22 protein-coding genes, 1 tRNA gene and 4 pseudogenes are annotated in these 16,833 nt (G+C 62.5%); 7 read left to right on the top strand and 20 right to left on the bottom strand.

Annotated elements, in window-relative coordinates:
* Nucleotide 1: 1 nt before the first annotated feature.
* Together cysG and PKO50_RS19030 are read left to right on the top strand one after the other, a co-directional pair.
* Entirely contained in the window at nt 2-1,387 is a 1,386-nt protein-coding gene (cysG, locus tag PKO50_RS19035; RefSeq protein ID WP_275626928.1) for a siroheme synthase CysG, read from the top strand.
* Nucleotides 1,384-1,734 (top strand): lysozyme inhibitor LprI family protein, encoded by a 351-nt coding sequence (locus tag PKO50_RS19030; RefSeq protein WP_275626927.1) that lies wholly within the window; start codon nt 1,384-1,386, stop codon nt 1,732-1,734. Before cysG ends, PKO50_RS19030 begins: the two co-directional genes overlap by 4 nt.
* A gap of 527 nt (nt 1,735-2,261) precedes the next feature.
* On the opposite strand, the gene PKO50_RS19025 is transcribed toward PKO50_RS19030, so the two are convergent.
* From PKO50_RS19025 to PKO50_RS18995, 7 genes are all read right to left on the bottom strand, one after another.
* Nucleotides 2,262-3,263 (bottom strand): glutathione S-transferase family protein, encoded by a 1,002-nt coding sequence (locus tag PKO50_RS19025; RefSeq protein WP_275626926.1) that lies wholly within the window; start codon nt 3,261-3,263, stop codon nt 2,262-2,264.
* 83 nt (nt 3,264-3,346) lie between these two features.
* Entirely contained in the window at nt 3,347-4,348 is a 1,002-nt protein-coding gene (locus PKO50_RS19020) for a glycosyl transferase family protein (protein ID WP_275626925.1), read from the bottom strand.
* Nucleotides 4,345-4,680, bottom strand: a complete 336-nt coding sequence (locus PKO50_RS19015) for a TusE/DsrC/DsvC family sulfur relay protein (protein ID WP_109935856.1) — start codon at nt 4,678-4,680, stop codon at nt 4,345-4,347. The genes PKO50_RS19020 and PKO50_RS19015 overlap by 4 nt, the downstream gene beginning before the upstream one ends.
* A complete protein-coding gene (gene tusB / locus PKO50_RS19010) occupies nt 4,677-4,976 on the bottom strand; it encodes a sulfurtransferase complex subunit TusB (protein ID WP_109935857.1) in 300 nt (99 codons plus the stop codon). The genes PKO50_RS19015 and tusB overlap by 4 nt, the downstream gene beginning before the upstream one ends.
* Complete coding sequence (gene tusC, locus PKO50_RS19005) at nt 4,976-5,335, bottom strand: sulfurtransferase complex subunit TusC (RefSeq protein ID WP_109935858.1); 360 nt, start codon at nt 5,333-5,335, stop codon at nt 4,976-4,978. The genes tusB and tusC overlap by 1 nt, the downstream gene beginning before the upstream one ends.
* Nucleotides 5,335-5,727: a sulfurtransferase complex subunit TusD gene (tusD, locus tag PKO50_RS19000; protein WP_109935859.1), complete on the bottom strand. Its 393-nt coding sequence runs from the start codon at nt 5,725-5,727 to the stop codon at nt 5,335-5,337. Before tusD ends, tusC begins: the two co-directional genes overlap by 1 nt.
* 115 nt (nt 5,728-5,842) lie before the next feature.
* Nucleotides 5,843-6,508, bottom strand: coding sequence for a Bax inhibitor-1/YccA family protein (locus PKO50_RS18995; protein ID WP_109935860.1), 666 nt, complete (start codon nt 6,506-6,508; stop codon nt 5,843-5,845).
* Nucleotides 6,509-6,637: 129 nt separating this feature from the next.
* On the opposite strand from PKO50_RS18995, the gene PKO50_RS18990 reads away from it, so the two are divergent.
* Nucleotides 6,638-6,725, top strand: a tRNA-Ser gene (locus PKO50_RS18990).
* A 121-nt stretch (nt 6,726-6,846) separates the two neighbouring features.
* Here PKO50_RS18990 and PKO50_RS18985 read toward each other — a convergent pair.
* The 4 genes and pseudogenes from PKO50_RS18985 to PKO50_RS18970 all read right to left on the bottom strand — a co-directional run.
* Entirely contained in the window at nt 6,847-7,896 is a 1,050-nt protein-coding gene (locus tag PKO50_RS18985; protein WP_109935861.1) for a tyrosine-type recombinase/integrase, read from the bottom strand.
* Nucleotides 7,897-8,139 carry a DUF4224 domain-containing protein gene (locus PKO50_RS18980; protein WP_109935862.1) on the bottom strand — a complete coding sequence of 81 codons (243 nt, stop codon included), beginning with the start codon at nt 8,137-8,139 and terminating at the stop codon, nt 7,897-7,899.
* Nucleotides 8,140-8,297: 158 nt separating this feature from the next.
* A pseudogene (locus PKO50_RS18975) lies at nt 8,298-8,603 on the bottom strand (DUF1643 domain-containing protein); the annotation flags it as partial.
* Between the two features lie 3 nt (nt 8,604-8,606).
* A pseudogene (locus tag PKO50_RS18970) lies at nt 8,607-8,873 on the bottom strand (DNA cytosine methyltransferase); the annotation flags it as partial.
* 623 nt (nt 8,874-9,496) lie between these two features.
* Between PKO50_RS18970 and PKO50_RS18965 the strand changes: the two are divergent.
* On the top strand, nt 9,497-9,973 hold the full coding sequence (locus tag PKO50_RS18965; RefSeq protein WP_275626924.1) for a hypothetical protein: 477 nt from the start codon (nt 9,497-9,499) through the stop codon (nt 9,971-9,973).
* A 50-nt stretch (nt 9,974-10,023) separates the two neighbouring features.
* Here PKO50_RS18965 and PKO50_RS18960 read toward each other — a convergent pair whose 3' ends face one another.
* Together PKO50_RS18960 and PKO50_RS18955 are read right to left on the bottom strand one after the other, a co-directional pair.
* On the bottom strand, nt 10,024-10,407 hold the full coding sequence (locus PKO50_RS18960; RefSeq protein ID WP_109935864.1) for a hypothetical protein: 384 nt from the start codon (nt 10,405-10,407) through the stop codon (nt 10,024-10,026).
* A gap of 123 nt (nt 10,408-10,530) precedes the next feature.
* A complete protein-coding gene (locus PKO50_RS18955) occupies nt 10,531-10,743 on the bottom strand; it encodes a hypothetical protein (protein WP_109935865.1) in 213 nt (70 codons plus the stop codon).
* A 422-nt stretch (nt 10,744-11,165) separates the two neighbouring features.
* Between PKO50_RS18955 and PKO50_RS18950 the strand changes: the two genes are divergently transcribed.
* Nucleotides 11,166-11,540, top strand: a complete 375-nt coding sequence (locus PKO50_RS18950) for a hypothetical protein (RefSeq protein ID WP_158546434.1) — start codon at nt 11,166-11,168, stop codon at nt 11,538-11,540.
* Nucleotides 11,541-11,805: 265 nt separating this feature from the next.
* Here the strand turns inward: PKO50_RS18950 and PKO50_RS18945 are convergent, their stop codons facing one another.
* The gene (locus PKO50_RS18945; protein ID WP_218281452.1) at nt 11,806-12,477 is read right to left on the bottom strand and encodes a hypothetical protein; all 672 of its coding nucleotides are present in this window, start codon (nt 12,475-12,477) and stop codon (nt 11,806-11,808) included.
* Between the two features lie 128 nt (nt 12,478-12,605).
* Between PKO50_RS18945 and PKO50_RS18940 the strand changes: the two genes are divergently transcribed.
* On the top strand, nt 12,606-13,001 hold the full coding sequence (locus PKO50_RS18940) for a hypothetical protein (RefSeq protein ID WP_146219641.1): 396 nt from the start codon (nt 12,606-12,608) through the stop codon (nt 12,999-13,001).
* A 29-nt stretch (nt 13,002-13,030) separates the two neighbouring features.
* Here PKO50_RS18940 and PKO50_RS18935 read toward each other — a convergent pair.
* The 5 genes and pseudogenes from PKO50_RS18935 to rdgC form a co-directional block, all read right to left on the bottom strand.
* A pseudogene (locus tag PKO50_RS18935) lies at nt 13,031-13,932 on the bottom strand (DNA adenine methylase).
* A gap of 314 nt (nt 13,933-14,246) precedes the next feature.
* Complete coding sequence (locus tag PKO50_RS18930) at nt 14,247-14,387, bottom strand: hypothetical protein (protein ID WP_158546435.1); 141 nt, start codon at nt 14,385-14,387, stop codon at nt 14,247-14,249.
* 50 nt (nt 14,388-14,437) lie between these two features.
* Complete coding sequence (locus tag PKO50_RS18925) at nt 14,438-14,623, bottom strand: Arc family DNA-binding protein (RefSeq protein ID WP_275626923.1); 186 nt, start codon at nt 14,621-14,623, stop codon at nt 14,438-14,440.
* A complete protein-coding gene (locus PKO50_RS18920) occupies nt 14,616-15,185 on the bottom strand; it encodes a hypothetical protein (RefSeq protein ID WP_109935868.1) in 570 nt (189 codons plus the stop codon). Before PKO50_RS18920 ends, PKO50_RS18925 begins: the two co-directional genes overlap by 8 nt.
* A pseudogene (gene rdgC / locus PKO50_RS18915) lies at nt 15,178-15,456 on the bottom strand (recombination-associated protein RdgC); the annotation flags it as partial. The gene PKO50_RS18920 and the pseudogene rdgC, both read right to left, overlap by 8 nt.
* Before the next feature lie 155 nt (nt 15,457-15,611).
* Here rdgC and PKO50_RS18910 point away from each other — a divergent pair.
* A complete protein-coding gene (locus tag PKO50_RS18910) occupies nt 15,612-16,577 on the top strand; it encodes a hypothetical protein (RefSeq protein WP_275626922.1) in 966 nt (321 codons plus the stop codon).
* Nucleotides 16,578-16,591: 14 nt separating this feature from the next.
* Here the strand turns inward: PKO50_RS18910 and PKO50_RS18905 are convergent, their stop codons facing one another.
* The gene (locus PKO50_RS18905; RefSeq protein WP_158546436.1) at nt 16,592-16,759 is read right to left on the bottom strand and encodes a hypothetical protein; all 168 of its coding nucleotides are present in this window, start codon (nt 16,757-16,759) and stop codon (nt 16,592-16,594) included.
* Between the last annotated feature and the right edge of the window lie 74 nt (nt 16,760-16,833).

The following is a 16,833-nucleotide window of genomic DNA, read 5'->3' as shown; positions in this document are numbered from 1 at the left end:
GATGGATGCGCTGCCGCTGTTCCACGTCCTGCGCGGGCGTCGCGCACTCCTGGTCGGCGGCGGTGAGGTCGCCCTGCGCAAGGCGCGCCTGCTCGACAGCGCGGGCGCCGTGCTGCGGGTGGTCGCGCCCCAGGTCCACAGCGAGCTGCGCGAACTGGTGGAGCAGGGCGCTGGCGAACTGCTCGAACGCCGCTACGCCGAGGGCGACCTGGCCGACTGCGTGCTGGCCATCGCCGCCACCGACGACGAGCCGCTGAACGCCCAGGTCTCCCGCGATGCCCACGCCCGCGGCGTACCGGTCAACGTGGTGGACGCGCCGGCGCTGTGCAGCGTGATCTTCCCCGCCATCGTCGACCGCTCGCCCTTGCTGGTGGCCGTCTCCAGCGGCGGCGACGCGCCGGTGCTGGCGCGCCTGCTGCGGGCACGGCTGGAAACCTGGATCCCCGCCACCTACGGCCAGCTGGCCGGGCTGGCCAGCCGCTTCCGCGAAGCGGTCAAGCGGCGCCTGCCGGACCTGCAACAGCGCCGCCAGTTCTGGGAAGAGGTGTTCCAGGGCCCGGTGGCCGAACGCATGCTCGCCGGCCAGCCGGCGGAAGCCGAGCGCCTGCTGGCGGACAAGCTGGAAAAAGGCCAGGCCGAAGCTCGTGGCGAGGTCTACCTGGTCGGCGCAGGCCCCGGCGACCCGGACCTGCTGACCTTCCGCGCCCTGCGCCTGATGCAGCAGGCCGACGTGGTGCTCTACGACCGCCTGGTGGCCCCGGCCATCCTCGAACTGTGCCGCCGCGACGCCGACCGCCTGTACGTCGGCAAGCGCCGCGCGGACCACGCGGTGCCCCAGGACGAGATCAACCGCAAGCTGGTCGAGCTGGCCAAACAGGGCAAGCGCGTGCTGCGCCTGAAGGGCGGCGACCCGTTCATCTTCGGCCGCGGCGGCGAGGAAATCGACGAGCTGGCGGCCAACGGCATCCCCTTCCAGGTGGTGCCGGGCATCACCGCGGCCAGCGGCTGCGCGGCCTACGCCGGCATCCCGCTGACCCACCGCGACTACGCCCAGTCGGTGCGCTTCGTCACCGGCCACCTGAAGGACGGCACCAGCGACCTGCCGTGGAACGACCTGGTGGCCCCGGGCCAGACCCTGGTGTTCTACATGGGCCTGGTGGGCCTGCCGGTGATCTGCGAGGAGCTGGTGCGCCACGGCCGCTCCGCCGACACGCCCGCCGCGTTGATCCAGCAGGGCACCACCGAACACCAGCGGGTGTTCACCGGTACCCTGGCCAATCTGCCGCAATTGGTCGCCGAGCACGAGGTGCACGCGCCGACGCTGGTGATAGTCGGCGAGGTGGTCACCCTGCGCGACAAGCTCGCCTGGTTCGAAGGTCAGCGATGAAAGCCTGGCGCGCTACGATGGCCTGGGGCGCGGCCTGCGCCCTGGCTGCCGCGGCCTTGCCGGCCGGCGCCGCCAGCTTCGACTGCAGGAAGGCGCGCCACACCGATGAAAAAGCCATCTGCGCCGACCGCCAACTGTCCGAGCTGGACGTGCAGATGGCCACCACCTACCGCCTGCTCAGCGGCCTGTTCGCCATGGGCATGCGCGGCAACATGGGCGACGCCCAGCTGGCCTGGCTGGACCAGCGCCGCGCCTGCGGCAGCAACAAGGCCTGCCTGAAGAAACGCTACCAGGAACGCCTGGACGCCCTGCAGAAGATCTACGACGGCATCGACAAGCCGCTCTGAGGCGCCGAATTCCTGACCGTAGGGCGCATAACCGTTCGCGGTTATCCGCCGCTACACCTTTCCTGTCGGTAACTCCGTGGTTGAGCCTGGCGCGCCTGCGACGGCGACTCCGTGCCCGGCACCGAGCGGAATGCGGCCAAGGTCAAACGGCGGATAACGCCGGAGGCGTTATGCGCCCTACGCCAGGCCTACCCGTAGGGCGTACAACCGTTCGCGGTTGTACGCCGCTACACCTTTCTTGTCGGCAACTCCGTGGTCGAGCCTGGCGCGCCTCCGACGGCGGCTCCGTACCCGGCACCGAGCGGAATGTGGCCAAGGTCAATCGGCGGATAACGCCGGAGGCGTTAGGCGCCCTACGCCAGGCCCACCCGTAGGGCGTACAACCGTTCGCGGTTGTACGCCGTTGCCGTTCTTGCCGCCAACGCCGTGGCCGAACCCGAAGCGCCGATTCCGTAGGATGGGTGGAGCGAAGCGATACCCATCGCCATGCCGCATGGGCCTCGCCGAGGTTCAAGGCCGTTGCGCCTTCAACCCTTGCGCGCAATCCCCTGGCCCGGCAGGTGCACGCGCCCGTGCGGCCCGCTGAAGTCCTGCTGCGGCCCCAGCGGCACTATGCCGGTCGGGTTGATGGTGCGGTGGCTGCCGTAATAGTGGTTCTTGATGTGCTGGAAGTTCACCGTGCTCGCCACCCCCGGCAACTGGTAAAGCTCGCGCAGCCAGCCGGACAGGTTCGGGTAATCCGCCAGGCGCCGCAGGTTGCACTTGAAGTGCCCGTGGTACACGGCGTCGAAGCGGACCAGCGTGGTGAACAGGCGGATGTCGGCCTCGGTCAGGTGCTCGCCGGCCAGGTAGCGCCGCTCGCCCAGGCGCTTCTCCAGGCAGTCGAGTTCCTCGAACAGGGTGACGAAGGCCTCTTCATAGGCCGCCTGGGTGGTGGCGAAGCCGGCGCGGTACACGCCGTTGTTCACCGCCGGGTAGATGCGCTCGTTCAACGCGTCTATCTCGCCCTGCAACGGCGTGGGGTAGAGGTCCAGATCGTTGCCGGTCAGGCCGTCGAAGGCCGAGTTGAACATGCGGATGATTTCCGCCGACTCGTTGCTGACGATGCGCTTGCGCTGCTTGTCCCACAGCACCGGCACGGTAACGCGGCCGGTGTAGTGCGGGTCGTCGCGGGTGTAGCGCTGGTGCAGGAACTCCAGGCCGTCCAGGGCGTCTCCGGTGGAGCCCAGGCTGCGGTCGAAGGTCCAGCCGTTCTCCAGCATCAGCCAACTGACCACCGAGACGTCGATCAGCCCGGCCAGGCCCTTGAGCTGGCGGTAGATCAGTGTGCGGTGCGCCCAGGGACAGGCCAGGGAGACGTACAGGTGGTAGCGCCCGGCCTCGGCGCGGAAGCCGCCTTCACCACTGGGGCCGGCGCCGCCGTCGGCGGTGACCCAGTTGCGGCGTTGCGCGTTCTCGCGCTGGAAGTGGCCGTCCTTGCTGGTGTCGTACCACTGGTCATGCCAGCGGCCATCGATGAGCTGTCCCATGACTGGCTCCTCATGAAAGGGTATGGGAGCCAGTCTACGCCCTTGCCATCGATGGATCGCTGCAAAAACAGGGTGGAAACTATCTATCCGATCGATTTGTCACGGGCAGCCCAGCGTTGCCGGGCCTCGGCGAAGGCCGCCTCGCGGTCGCGGCCCAGCCCGCGCAGGCCCAGGGCGATGGTGGCGACCACCGCCAGTTCGCCGTACGCGTCTTCCCGTTCGCCGCGCCAGACCTCCGCCAGCACCTGCGGCTCCAGCCGCTCCGGCTTGACGTGGCGCAGCGCCGAGAGGGCCGGCCATTCCTCGTCCCAGCTCTGGCCCGCCTCGGTGCCGTAGAGGTGCGCCGGGCTGTCCGGGTTGATCTCGATCTCGCCGCCTTCGCCCTTGATCACGATGGCGCGGTCGCCGAGCAGGCGGCTACCTTCGCGGTGGGTCTCCTGGTAGCCGGGGTGGAAGATGCTCTGCAGGATGCAGGTGGCCCCCAGCGGGTTGAGCAGGCGCACCAGGGAGTGGATGGGCGAGCGCAAGCCGAGGGTGTTGCGCAGGTCGATCATCCGCTGCAGCACCGGCATCCAGTCCAGCAGCGGGGCGAAGGCCAGGCCGCCGCGGTCGAGCGCTTCGCCCACCGCGTTCCAGTCGCGGCACAGCGGGATGTCCAGCGTCTGCAGCAACTGCTCGGTGTACAGGCGCCCGGCGGTGTGCGCGCCGCCGCCGTGCAGGAGGATGCGCGTGCCGCTGCCGGCCAGGCACTTGGCGGCCAGCAGATACCAGGGCAGGTGGCGCTTCTTGCCGGCATAGCTGGGCCAGTCGAGGTCGACGGCGATCCGCGGTGCGTCCAGGCGGGCGCGCACGGCCTCGGTGAAGCCGGCCAGCTCGTCGGCGCTTTCCTCCTTGTGCCGCAGCAGCATCAGGAAGGCGCCCAGCTGCGCCTCCTCGACCTGGCCATCGAGGATCATGCCGAGGGCCTCGCGGGCTTCCTCGCGGGTCAGGCTGCGCGCGCCGCGCTTGCCCTTGCCGAGGATGCGCACGAACTGCGCGAAGGGGTGTTCGGCGGGTGTCTGCAGGACGAGGGGAGCGGCGGTCATAGGCAATTGGTCGGCTTCGGCAGGCCGGCGAGCTTGGCGGCAAGCTTGGCCGGGGTGCCCTTGAACAGGAGGTTGAGGTGCAGGCTGCTGCCCTTTTCCGCGCCCAGGCGCTGGGCTACGTACTTGATCAGCGGGCGGTTGGCCGGCGACAGCTGGAACTGCGCATAGAACTCGCGCAGCAGGTGGAGGATTTCCCAGTGCTCCGGCGAGAGGTGCAGGCCTTCCTGCTGGGCCAGGGCCTCGGCGACCGGCACCGACCAGTCGTCCAGGTACTGCAGGTAGCCGTCCTTGTCCAGGGCGATGCCGCGCCCTTCCACCATCAGGGTAGTCATAGCCAGGCGTTGACCTTGTCGTAGCGGGTGCAGAGTTCGACGAAGGCGGGGTAGTCCAGCGCCTTCAGGTTGGCCGGCAGCTGTGCCTGCAGGCCGCGCGCCTGCAGGTCCTCGGCGAGGGCGAAGCAGGCGTTGGACAGGTGCTCCAGGCGCTGGCGCGGGGCGCTGCCGGCGGCAAGGGCGTAGACGGCATCGCCACTGAGCAGCAGGCCGTCGTCGTGGGACAGCAGCTGCAGGCAGCTGTCGAAGCGGCCATCGCCGAACGGGGAGTGGGAAAGCAGATGCAGCGTGCTCATCAGAGGGTGATCACCTGGTCGTATTGCTGGGTCAGCTGGCGCAGCGCGAGGTCGTCCAGCACTTCCACCGCCAGGTTCAGGCCTGCACTGGGCAGGCCGCGCTCGGCGAGGCTGCGGGCGGCGGCGTAGAGCCTTTCGACGCCGAACAGCGGCAGGGCCTGCAGGTTGGCCTGCAGGTCCTTCTGCTCGAGGCTGGCGGGGGCCTGGCCGGGCGCCAGCTGAAATACCCCATCGTCGAGGAAGAGGAAGGCAATGGGCAGGTCGAAGGCACCGCCGGCCAGGGCGATGTCCAGCGCCTCGCGGGCGCCGGGGCCGCTCCACGGGGCCTGGCGGCTGACGATCAGCAGGGACTTGGCCATCAGTCGCCTCCGAAGCAGACCAGGCGGTCCGCCAACTGCGCCGCTTCATGCAACTGGCCGAGGCCGGACAGCTCCCAGGGCGCCTGCAGGTTGGCCGCCGGGCGCTGGTAGCGCGCGGCCTCCTCGGCGTTGAGCACGCCACGGCGCAGGGCGGCGGCGATGCACACCACGGCGTCGAGCCGGTACTCGCCGACGAAGCGCGTCCAGGCCGCCGCCACGTCCAGCTCGTCCTGGCCGCTCACCGGGTTGCTCGAGGCGCTGTGCACGCCGTCCTGGTAGAAGAACAGGCGGACGATCTCGTGGCCGCTGGCGAGCACCGCCTCGGCGAAGCGCAGGGCGCGCCGGGCGGCGGGCGAGTGGGGAGGAGCGAAGAGGGCGATGGCGAATTTCATGGCATGGGCCGGTCGGCGGATTACAACGCGATGATAAGGCCAGTGCGGGGATTTTGCTGCGCCGGAAAAGGAAAAAGCCCGCCGAAGCGGGCTTTTCCGGTGTTGCCGGGAAGCGTCAGTCGTCGCTGCCCATGATGCCGAAGATCTGCAACAGGCTGATGAACATGTTGTAGATGGAGATGTAGAGGCTGACGGTGGCCATGATGTAGTTGCGCTCGCCACCGTGGATGATGGCGCTGGTCTGGAACAGGATGGCCGCCGAGGAGAACAGCACGAAGCCGGCGCTGATCGCCAGTTGCAGGCCGCTGATCTGGACGAAGAAGGAGATCAGGATGGCGCCCAGCAGGACGAAGAAGCCGGCGGTGATGAAGCCGGACAGGAAGCTCATGTCCTTGCGGGTGGTCAGCACGTAGGCGGACAGGCCGAAGAACACCAGGGCGGTCATGAAGAACGCCGAGGCGATGATGTTGGCGCCGTTGGCCATGCCCAGGTACAGGTTCAGGATCGGGCCGAGGGTGTAGCCCATGAAGCCGGTGAGGGCGAAGGTGGTTACCAGGCCCCAGCCGCTGTCGCGCAGCTTGAGGGTGGCGAAGAACAGGCCGTAGAAGCCGACCAGGGTCAGCAGCAGGCCCGGGTAGGGCAGGCGCAGCTGCTGCGAGACGTAGGCGACCAGGCCGCTGAAGGCCAGGGTCATGGCCAGCAGGCCGTAGGTGTTGCGCAGGACTCCGCTGACTTCCCGTTGCTCCGCCGCGGCGGGGTTGAGATATTGCCGTTCTTGCATGGCTAGACACTCCTGTAAGCGGAATGGGATTCCGTGACCATAGTTGCAGTGATGATACCAAACCCGCCTGTCAGGCGTAGGATCAGAGTTTGACAGTGTGTTGCGATCCGGTACTATGCGCCCCCGAAAGGAAGTGTGGCCGAGTGGTTTAAGGCAACGGTCTTGAAAACCGTCGACGGGCAACTGTCCTAGAGTTCGAATCTCTACACTTCCGCCATCTTCAAGGCCCTGATTTTTCAGGGCCTTTTCATTTTCGGCGACCTACATTAAGGCTCGATGATGGGGCTGAAAATGGCAGGAGTTCCGAAAAGAATCGGAACGAGTTCCGAAACTGTCGCCTATTTTGCAGGCCTTGCCACCGCGCCGCGGCGAATGTAGATCTTCTTGGTGATCTCCTCCTCTGTGTGCCCAAGCAGCCGGCTTGCTTCCTTCAGATCGTTGATCTCGGTTGCCGCTTTCGGCCGGATGTCCTTGAACTGGAAGTTCCGGACGATGGCGCCGAACTCCGGATCGCCCGCCTCGATGGCCGCTTGCTGGGCCGCCTCACGGGCTGCTTCCCAGCGATCTCGGAGCATGGAGGCGCCGACGCGCCTGCCCCGGGCACTGATGATCAGGTACGGACTGCTGAACTGCTCGTTCCTGGCGGCAATCTGCTTGAGCAGCCTGCCAAGACTCGTTTCCACACCGTCGATGCGCAGCAAGATCCGCACCTTGTGCGCGGTCTTCGCCTGCTTGACCAGCAGGTAGTCGCCATCGATATCGCTCTTGCGCATGGATAGCACGTCCGCCGGCCGCTGGCCGGTGAGATAGGCCAGGTCCATAGCGTCCTTTAACTCCGGCACCGCCTTGCGGTAGACCGCGTCCCAGATCATATCGCTGGCGTAGAAGTCGCGCGGTTTCTCCTTGTTCTTGCGCACACCACGACAAGGATTTGCATTGCCAGTAAGCCCCCATTCGATGGCCATGTTGAAGACATGCGAGAGGGTGGCGATTTCCCGGTTCGCCCTGACCTTCGCCTTCCTGGCATCACGGTAACGCGCGACCATCGCCGGCGTAATGGAGTCGATGGGAGCTTCGTCGAACAGCTTCCGGAGTTGCTTGATCTCATTCAGGTTGTCGCTCTGCGTCCTGGGCGCCTTGCCTGGCAACACGTCGCGGATGTAGCGGTCGAAGATGGCACCCATGATCCGCAGGTCGGCCGGCTTCTCCTTGGCAACCAGCTCAGCCCACTTGATCCTGGCCATATCAAGGTCGGTGCCCAAAGGGCGCTCGTTGCCGTCCACATCCTCGTAGTAGTAGCCAACCCAGACTTTTCCGTTCTTGCGCGTGCGCTTCCGCCGGTACACGCCTGGCGGAAGGTCACGGTTTTCCTTGTTGCGCGGTCGTATTTAGCTCACCCGGGAGAAGTCAGGCGTCCAGGTCGTTGCCGGCAGTGCCGACGTCTGCATGATGGTCGTCTCAGGCGGAATGCCCAGTTTCATGCGTGCATATTGGCGACCTACCAGAGGGCGGCGACCGCGGCTTTCAACGAAAGTCCAGCCTCGTTCTTTCAGCCAGCGGCGCTGCCAGGCCATGGCTTTGTAGCCGGTGATCTCGGCCAGTTCCTCATCGGAAAGAATTTCGCTTTCCATGGGCAATACCTCATCGCGCCGGCGCGGGCGGCCAGCGATGGTGGAAAGGAGGTGCATACCCTGGTGGTGCCGTAGGAGCGAACCCGGCCTTATCGAGGGCCAGGCTCAGCAGCCATGCGGTTTTCACCGTAGGGGCGGGGGTGGTGCTGAATGGGGGGTTAGCGCTGGAGCGGTGCTGGCGGCTGCCACTCGACCAGTGGCTGGTCACGCTTGATGTAGAGCGGGTGCTTCGGGCTGCCGTCTCTGTTGGTGATGAGGCACCACAGGCGCGCGCCGGCGGCCAGCAGGAGACCCACCACTGCGGCGACTCGCTCCGGCCTCGCGTGCGAGCCCCAGGCGCAAACGATGTCGCCGTACTCGGCGCCCAGCTCCGTCAGGTGCCTGTCATTTTCCGGACTGACCGGATCGGCGCACCGCCACAGCTCGCGCGGGTCCGTTGCGCGGTAGGCGTAGAGATTGGCCACGGCCAGGCCGGCGCGCATGCCGGCTACGGAGAAGTCCTGGCAGGGCGTGCCGCCCACCAGGATCAGCTGTGCGGCGATGATGCCCAGCAGCACCTCGCGGGCCAGCTTGGTCATGTCGCCGAGGTTAGGCACCGCCGGCCAGCGGTGGGCCAGCACGGCGGATGGGAAGGGTTCGATCTCTGCGAACCAACTGGCGCGGAAGCCCAGCAGGTGCCAGGCCACGCTTGCGGCCTCGATGCCGCTGCAGACCGGTCCGTAGCTGATGGTCATGGTTTCTCCAGGTAGAGTGCCGCCGCGCCGCGAGTTCAGTGGATGGCGAAAGTGATGTGTGTGAACCGGTGGGCCTTCAGAAAAATGCCGGTCAGTATCGATGTGATCCCGACGATCCGCGTTTGCCTGTATGCATCCGTCGCCTAGCTATGATGAGCTGACTAGCTAAACTCCCCTCTGTAGTGGTCCTAAGGAAAGGCTCATTTCTGAGCAGGTCAGTTGGGTTTTGCTAGACTGAAATTTCAATTGTTTAGGATCGTTTTAGTGAGAATTTTGTTCGGATTTCCTCTGGTCTTGTCTAATTAGCTTGCGAGGAAGGTGGTGATATGGGGCGCCTAATTTTCTATTCGTTATTATTGTTTTCTGTTCATGTTTTTGCGGAATCCGATAGCGGTCAAGAAACTGGTAGCGGAGCTGATCGTGTTTCAGCGTGTAAGTCCGCTAGTAGCTATGCAAGAGCAAAAGCTGAGAGTAAGGCAGTACTAAGTTCAACGAAGACTAAGATAAAAATTAGTCAGTGTGACTGTGATAAGGATAGTGTAAGTGGAGGATACCAATGCATGGTTTCGTGGGAGCTTGAGGCGCGAGACTGAGGTATACGAAATCTGCTTTGGAGGCTCGGCATGAATATCATAGGCCTGAATGGCTATAAGCTGTTTTTTTGGGGTTCTGTTTTGGCGTTTCTAACTGGTCCAACCGTTGCGCTTGGAGACTATCCAGATTGCGACGAGGTTCAAAAAACTCTGGCATCTCATCCGTGGATAAATCATGAAGAAGGAAGGAGGTTTATTTTTAGTGCAGTAAATAATCATGAGGGTATGCGAATAATAGATTCTTTGAAAAGGGACTCTTATAAATTACAAGATCGACTGCTAATGGATGAAAATGATAAGGATTATGAAGGATTTTGGGTTTGCAGGATAACATTTAGTTATTTGGGTGGTGATTGTGCTGGGGATGTAGATGAGTTTTTCGTTGGGTCCATTGGTAACGCGTTTCAATTTAGTTCGGTAATTAGGTCTGGCGACAGAGTTTGGAGGGGGCAGGCAATTGCCGATTCTTGTGAGCGAGGGGAGGATTTTTCATTGTCTCCCCAGTGACTGGTTGCATGTGAGTTTCGATTTTCGTTGTCGGCATCTGAGTACGCCGATCAGTTGCAACGTGTTCCTCGACATGCCATGGAAGCGCACCTTTGCGTGTGCGCAGATGCAATTGCTCCTGTCTTGGCGGAAGACATGGATGCCACCTCTGTACTTACGTTGTTCTCCTCCGCGCGGGTGATGCCCGGCTGGCGGCGTTTCGGGACGGTGTCAGTGTCGATGCGCTCGAGCAGTCCGGCCAGGCCGGCGGGCCAGACATCGCGCGCCAGGCGGCCAGCGTTGATGCCGTCACCCAGCCAGGTGCGGGCCTCGGCCAGCAGGCTGCGGGTGCTGCTGAAGGTCGACAGCATGGCCTGCCAGTCGTCGAGCGCTGCGAAGTAGCGCAGCTTGCCGGGCGTAGCTGAGGCCGGCGGGGGGATGCTTTTTTCGGGCATGTGGATACCTCGCCTGGTGGCGTGGAGTTTGTGGGGAGGTTCTATTTCGGGCGCTGGCGGCGGAGGCCGGTCAGCTGAGGAGGTCGCCGGCAAGGCTGGCCATGTTCTCGGTGCCGAACTGGTTCATGACGGCGCTCCTGCTTTGGCGAGTTCGAACGGCTCGGCGATGACCTCGCCGAAGGCCCAGCGCGCTTGTTCGGCGGTGATGGGGATAACGGCCAAGCCGGCGGCCAGGGCCTCCATCACGTCGTCAGGGTGGCACCGCGCGATGAGGGTGCACTCGCGCGTCTTGGGGTTCACTCCGGTGATGGCCAGCGGCTCATTTTCTGCGGGCATGAGGTCTCCTTGCCACCCTTCGTCGGTATGGCTGGCAGGTCGTAAGAAGATGGGGATAGGTTGATGCCTTGCGTATCCCGAGGGAGACAACATGACTCTCTGTGCTGACTGCCAGCAACAGCTTTCCGGGCCAGGTCGAACTGGTCCGCATTCAGGTCTCGTGATGATCGATTCGAAGTCCTGGCAGTATTTCGCTAGGCCAAAGGCATACTTCCGCACGTATCGATGCGGGAATTGCTCTTCGGTGCTGGAGCAGATGCATGACAGGGACGATCATGACTATTGGTGGCGACTGCAGGCATCGACGGATGCTTGAAATTCGCTCCACGACGCCGTAGTGGCGCAACGGCAGGGAGTGGGTTAGCGTCATGACCTTTTGCGAGGGAACGCCGATGGCCATAACGAAGAAGGTGACGAAGAAGATGCAGCTCAAGCTGCTGAAGATCTTCTATGCGGAATACGTCGAAGAGTTTGGAGAGGGGACAAGAAACCTCAACGAATACACGGTTCTTACAACCGAGGCAGAGGCTTACCTGGATCGGATGCCTGAACTTCGCGAGCAGGACGGAAACATGGTTCGATACCTGCTGGTGGACCTTCTCGTAGAACTGCGGAACGCGGGACACATGACGAGCATTGGTGGGGCTCAGTTCTCGCTAACCCCTGAAGGCTACGCCCGCGCGTCAATGAATCGGTGGGATGAGTGGATTGATTACGCGAACAAGAACTCGGGCCTCGCCATTCCGATTTCGTTGGTAGCGCTGGTGGTGTCAGTGATCGCATTATTCGTGACTTAAGTCCTGTATCTCGCCTGGACCTGTTCGAGCAAACTGCGCGCAATCCACAGCACCACGGGAATAGCCTTGCTGTTCCCGTAGCTACCTCAAGCGAGTTTCTTCGCGAGCATTTTTTCCAGGCTTTCCACGTGCGCGCGGAGCCGCTCATTCTTCTTCACGCCGTTGGCCCCATAGTGGATTTCACGGTGACAGGTTGGGCACACAGCTCCGACGAACTGAGGATGATCCAGGCCTCCATCAGATAGCCGATTGATATGGTGAGGTTCTAGGTAGGCACGGCCATCTTTCCGGAGGAAGGGGGCTGGCTTATCGCAGGACTCGCATATCCCGCGGCGCGGAGAAGTACGTAGTTCTTCACATGAGCGCTGCGCAAATATATGTTCCGCATCGCTGCGCCTTGGCTGGCGTCTTCGCCGGACACTATGGCTTTCAGTGCCAACTCGCGAGCCGCATCCAAAGAGCTCGGGAAGTCGGCCTTCACTTCATCCTCGACGTCCCCCTCGATTACTCGCCCGACCGGAACGAGGCAGAACCGTATGATCTTGCGCATGTTGCCTTCTCGATCAAGGCCATCGCTCCAGTGATGATCGGCGAAGACAAACTCCCCCATGTAGCGCTTGCTGGCTTTCTTCCCCAGTGCCTTGAAAAGATGAATCGAGCGCCCAGTCTGAGCGTGTTGCAGGACCGCCTTATTGCCTCCCGTCAGTTGCATGTCGCCGACCTGACCCTCTCCCGAGTAGTGGAATACGCCGAAATCGTCGAAATGATCGCTGTACCCGTATTGCTCGCCGCTGTCGCCAGTGAAGAGGAAGATCGCGGGCACCCGTAGGGAGGGCGCGATACCGCTTTGCTTGCTTCCGCCGAAAGGCCCGTGGATGTCCGCACGGCGATCGTAGATCTGGCCGATTTCGAATGCGATCTCGAATGGCGAGGTCATGAGTTGTCCTTGGCGTCAGGAAGAGCACTAAGAGTACCTGGAACGAGGGCATTACGAGTAGTGGCCATTTGATGCTCTTTAAGGTAGGTTCGAATGGCCCGGCATGGGCCGGTCAAGGAGAGGAAGGCGTGTTAGAACTGATCATTGCAGTTGTCGGAGTAGTGGTTGCGATTGCTGCATACAGAGCCGGGCTGAAACAGGGCGCTGAGAATGCCTTCGAGGAACAAGCTGCTGCTATTTCAAAAGGGCTGGAGGGCGGTTCTGTGTTTCAGCGAGTCCTCGGAGCAAAAGGGATGTTCTTCGGTACCATTAATCCGAAGCTTGGCGTACAGCCACTTGTCATTGTCTTTTCCAAGGACTTTTTCGACTTGGTTTCCCACAGAAAATTGTCTCCAGCTATAGCAGAATCTCTGGTTTCCCAGGAAAGAGAGGTTCTCCAAAGCGAATACAATCGCGATTCTGGTATATCGCCGGAAATGCAGAATGCGGCAGAGCTAATCCAGAAGACGCTGAAGGCTGATTAAAAGGACTGCATGCACACCGTTGGGAGTGGTCATGCTGCTAGCTCCTTGGTGTCGTGGAAGATGTCGAGTTGCGCCAGGCCGCGCCGCGCTGCCTCGTTGAGCCAGAGGCACTCGATGCGATCGCGCGCGCCATCGGCGAGAGCGTTGCGCTCCAGGCGGTACCAGTCGCGGTAGAGGCGGTCGTAGAGAGGGCAGGGGTAGCCGGAGAGCACGACCATGCCGCGCAGCTCCTTGAGGAACTTGGCCAGGTCGCGGTGTTGGGTGTCGCTCAGCTCGTGGCGGTATGACTTGCCGGTGGCGTTGTGGCGGACCTTGGTGCTGCGGGTGGAGTGGACGTAGGGCGGATCGACATAGTGCAGCGTGCTCGGCCGATCTTGGTGCGCCATCACGTCCAGGGCGTCGCGGTACTCGATTACCACCCCTTGCAGGCGGTCGATGATCGCCGACAGGGTCTCCGGGTAGTTGCGCCAGTCGATGGCCGGAGAAGTAGCGGTGCGGCTGGACAAAGCGTGGAACCCCGTGCGCTCACCGCTGGCTGCCGCGCTGCCGAAGCCCTGGAAACTGGACCACCATTCGCCGGGCGCGCTCAAGCGGATCCGTCGTCTCGCCGTAGCTGGCGTCGAATTCCTCCCGGGCGAATGGCGTCAATGCCAGCGTCTGGAGCCGTTCTTCGCCACGGTCACGGGCGGCGCGGAAGAGGTTCACCAAGTCCCGTCGAGGTCGTTGTAGATCTCGGCGTAGCTGCGTGCCTTCCGCAGCAGGATAGAGGCGGCCCGCCGAACGGCTCGACGTAGGTGTGGTGCGGGGCGAGGTGCTGGATGATCCACGGGGCGAGCAGCCACTTTCCGCCGTGGTAGCGGAGGATCGGGCGGGGTGGGGGCGTGGGCACTCCAGGGCGAACGCCGCCGTGCCGCCGGCGGAGCCGCGGCATTCAGGCGCAGGAGGGGTAACGGGAGGCGGATGTTGCGCGCGACGCCGGCGTCGCGCTTGATGTGGCCTTTCTCCTCGAGGGCGTCGAGGCGCTGCTGCATGGCGAAGAGGCAGACGCCGGCCGCGGCGGCCAGCTCGGCTACGGTGGGCGCTTAGCCTTTCTCCGCCCAGAACGCTCGGATGTGCCCGAGCGTTTCGTCCTGCATGGGGGAGGGTGGTCGCTTCATGGCTTCTCCTCGTGGCCAAGGCAATAGCCCTGCTGTCGAAGTGGTCGCAGCCGATCGGCATGACCTCGAGGCCTTTGTCGGCCATGCCCTAGGCGAGGCGCAGAGCCTCCTCGCCCGGGAGGCTGAGCCCGGTGCTGGCCTCCTTCAGCAGGCCATCCAGACGACGCGGCGTCCTGGCGTAGCGGATCACGCCATTGGCGATGTCGATCGAGCAGTGGTGGATGGTCACGACAGCAGCCCTGCGCGATCGTCCATGCGTCGCTCCAAGGCCGCCAGGCGTTAGCCGAAGTGGCTGACCAGGTCCGGCTTGCCGGCGGCGCGGACCAGCTTCTCCTCGATTGCCTGGACGATGAAGCTGTTCATGCTGATGTGGTCGGTGTTGCTGCGCTGCTCGACCTGGTCGCGCATGCCGTCGGGCAGGCGGACGACGAACTTGGCGGCAGTGTGGGAGTTTCCGTTACGCATGGGCGGCCTCCTTGGGCGTGGCAGTGCGGTTCTTCTGGTCGCGGGCGGAGAAGTAGGCTCTGGAGAGGATTTCCTCGGCGCCTTCGATCCACCCGTAGGAGGGTTTGTGGTTGGCGGTTGCGGCCAGGTGCTCGTGCTCGTTGATGGGGAAGCCGAGGTTGGAGTAGGCGGTTCCGCCAATCTCGAACATGACGCCGCCGCACATCAGCAGGCTGCCGGTGTTGAGGCCCAGCTGCTGCCAGAGGGCGGTGAGGCGGGCGTGTTCCTTGCGGACCGCGGCGCGGTGGGCCTTGCTGGAGCCCTTCGGCGGCTGGCCGGCGGTGCGTAGGTTGCGATACCCGTGGTTGTCCGGCTGGCGCCAGTGCACGTCCATGTCGGGCGCCAGGGGCAGCTTCAGGCCGCCGATGTGCAGGGAGTCGATGCCGCGCATCACCGAGGCCTCGGCACCGAAGGCTTCGCCGAGATGCTTCCGCTGGGCCTCGAACACGTCGCGCTGCAGGTACCAGGCGCGTACCAGGGCGACGATGCGCGGGGTGGTGGAGCAGTAGTAGAAGTCATCCATGGAACCTCCGTAGCGTCAGATCTCGGTGGGGACTTCTTGTCCGCCCAAGACCATCGAAGATGGCAGGCAGGAGCTGGCGGAAGGTGAGCATGATCAGGACAAAGCTCGCGTCGAACTGGCCCGCGGCATCGTAGCCGCCGTCTTTTTCTGCCTACTTTTGCAGCAGGTCCTCGAAGTGCAGGCGCTGGATTGACGGCTTGTCGTCGAGCACGAAGCTGAGCTTGTCCGAGCAGGCTAGGGCTACCTGGGTGACCAGTTTCCCGGTGGGCAGGTCAGTTGCATCTCCTCTCTGGTCATGTTCTGGCGGATGGCCGACCGTACTTTCGGCTGCCGTCTACCTAGAGGAGGCGATAGTGGTGATGTATTCGATGACTGAGGTAGGCTAGTGGCAGTTTGCCTTCCAACAACACAACGGGATGTGTACTGATGTCGCTAGAGATCAAGACAGCCGACGATCTTGAAAGTCGGCCAAACTATCGAGAGGTCTTGGACTTCGGTGAAAGCGCTGGCCGAGAGCTTCTCGATATCCTCGGCGCCTACATCTTTCCTGATACCAAGTCGGTGAAGTGTGGAATTCGCAATTGTCGTACACCGCATCGTCGCGGCTACCTAATTAGTACTACGGATGGCTTGGAAACAAATATTGGGAACGTGTGTGGTAAAAAGCATCTGGGTGCCGTCTTTACCGAGAAGACTAGTCTGTACAGGAAGAAACAGAGTCATCAGCGAAATATTGAACAGATCAGAGCTATCAAGATGCGGATTAGTTCATTGCAGAGTGAGTTGGATTCCTTAAAGTCTGCAGCTGAGTGTGTATCCAGGTTGAAGATCCTACTGAATAGGTGTCATCCAAATCTTGTTCGTGTTCTTACTGGTCGCAGCAAACTGAATAACCCTGTTCTCGGTACTCGAATTCCCATGACGAGGGAAGAGGCAGAGCGCCAATACGTCCATATGGCGAAAGAAAACGCCGATGGGAAGGTTCAGACACTTGAGGCGTGGCTAGCTAAAGGATGGCCCAAGAAAACGGTAGTCGCTGGTCAGTTGGCAGGGCTCAGATTCTGGATGAGTGACCTTCATCAGGCGCTAAGGCAAGAGCTTCTTACCCCAACGGAAGAGCTGCAGAAAATGAGTGATAGCGACATCGAACAACTCAGTCCGCGGAAGTTGACGGAATATGCTCGCTGGTCGCAGAAACTGGATACGAGTCTCGCAAAGGCAAGAGTCATCGTTATGGATGGCGAGAGCTTTTTCGAGTTGCAGAACATCCAGTTGTTAAATCTGCTGGGGACGAGCTTGATGCGGAGTCCAGCAGGTCGTTGGAGCCTGCATTGCGTGACTTCAAGAGTCAGGCGGCATGGTTTTATCAATGATCAGTCTTCCCCCATCTAGTTGCTCTATCGTCTTCAGAATCTCACGCTGAAGCTCCCCGGTAGTCTAGCCCAGGCGAAGATCATGATTGTGACCTCTTGGCAACTGACGTTCTCTGCATCGAAGCCAGGAATGCGGATTCCGCCCTTCGTGATGATCATTTTTCCTAGCTTGGTCAGTTTCATCCGTTCAGTGTTGCTCATGGTATTCCTCCGGTTGTCATCCCAAAGCCCACCCTCTGGATGAGTTGCCCTCACCACTGCGATAGCTGCTCGGA

The sequence above is a fragment of the Pseudomonas sp. 273 genome (assembly GCF_029201425.1).
Taxonomy (GTDB): Bacteria; Pseudomonadota; Gammaproteobacteria; order Pseudomonadales; family Pseudomonadaceae; genus Pseudomonas; species Pseudomonas delhiensis.
This window is presented reverse-complemented; position numbering and strand designations above follow the sequence as displayed.

Excerpts from the sequence above, each read along its gene's own strand:
- PKO50_RS18950 (WP_158546434.1), top strand. The coding sequence starts at position 11,166 with ATGCAGCTCAAGCTGCTGAAGATCTTCTATGCGGAATACGTCGAAGAG.
- PKO50_RS18945 (WP_218281452.1), bottom strand. The coding sequence starts at position 12,477 with ATGACCTCGCCATTCGAGATCGCATTCGAAATCGGCCAGATCTACGAT.
- cysG (WP_275626928.1), top strand. The coding sequence starts at position 2 with ATGGATGCGCTGCCGCTGTTCCACGTCCTGCGCGGGCGTCGCGCACTC.
- PKO50_RS18980 (WP_109935862.1), bottom strand. The coding sequence starts at position 8,139 with ATGGAAAGCGAAATTCTTTCCGATGAGGAACTGGCCGAGATCACCGGC.
- PKO50_RS18920 (WP_109935868.1), bottom strand. The coding sequence starts at position 15,185 with ATGGATGACTTCTACTACTGCTCCACCACCCCGCGCATCGTCGCCCTG.
- PKO50_RS18910 (WP_275626922.1), top strand. The coding sequence starts at position 15,612 with ATGTCGCTAGAGATCAAGACAGCCGACGATCTTGAAAGTCGGCCAAAC.
- PKO50_RS18925 (WP_275626923.1), bottom strand. The coding sequence starts at position 14,623 with ATGCGTAACGGAAACTCCCACACTGCCGCCAAGTTCGTCGTCCGCCTG.
- PKO50_RS18905 (WP_158546436.1), bottom strand. The coding sequence starts at position 16,759 with ATGAGCAACACTGAACGGATGAAACTGACCAAGCTAGGAAAAATGATC.
- tusC (WP_109935858.1), bottom strand. The coding sequence starts at position 5,335 with ATGGCCAAGTCCCTGCTGATCGTCAGCCGCCAGGCCCCGTGGAGCGGC.
- PKO50_RS18955 (WP_109935865.1), bottom strand. The coding sequence starts at position 10,743 with ATGCCCGCAGAAAATGAGCCGCTGGCCATCACCGGAGTGAACCCCAAG.
- PKO50_RS19030 (WP_275626927.1), top strand. The coding sequence starts at position 1,384 with ATGAAAGCCTGGCGCGCTACGATGGCCTGGGGCGCGGCCTGCGCCCTG.
- PKO50_RS19020 (WP_275626925.1), bottom strand. The coding sequence starts at position 4,348 with ATGACCGCCGCTCCCCTCGTCCTGCAGACACCCGCCGAACACCCCTTC.
- tusD (WP_109935859.1), bottom strand. The coding sequence starts at position 5,727 with ATGAAATTCGCCATCGCCCTCTTCGCTCCTCCCCACTCGCCCGCCGCC.
- tusB (WP_109935857.1), bottom strand. The coding sequence starts at position 4,976 with ATGAGCACGCTGCATCTGCTTTCCCACTCCCCGTTCGGCGATGGCCGC.
- PKO50_RS19015 (WP_109935856.1), bottom strand. The coding sequence starts at position 4,680 with ATGACTACCCTGATGGTGGAAGGGCGCGGCATCGCCCTGGACAAGGAC.
- PKO50_RS18965 (WP_275626924.1), top strand. The coding sequence starts at position 9,497 with ATGAATATCATAGGCCTGAATGGCTATAAGCTGTTTTTTTGGGGTTCT.
- PKO50_RS19025 (WP_275626926.1), bottom strand. The coding sequence starts at position 3,263 with ATGGGACAGCTCATCGATGGCCGCTGGCATGACCAGTGGTACGACACC.
- PKO50_RS18995 (WP_109935860.1), bottom strand. The coding sequence starts at position 6,508 with ATGCAAGAACGGCAATATCTCAACCCCGCCGCGGCGGAGCAACGGGAA.
- PKO50_RS18960 (WP_109935864.1), bottom strand. The coding sequence starts at position 10,407 with ATGCCCGAAAAAAGCATCCCCCCGCCGGCCTCAGCTACGCCCGGCAAG.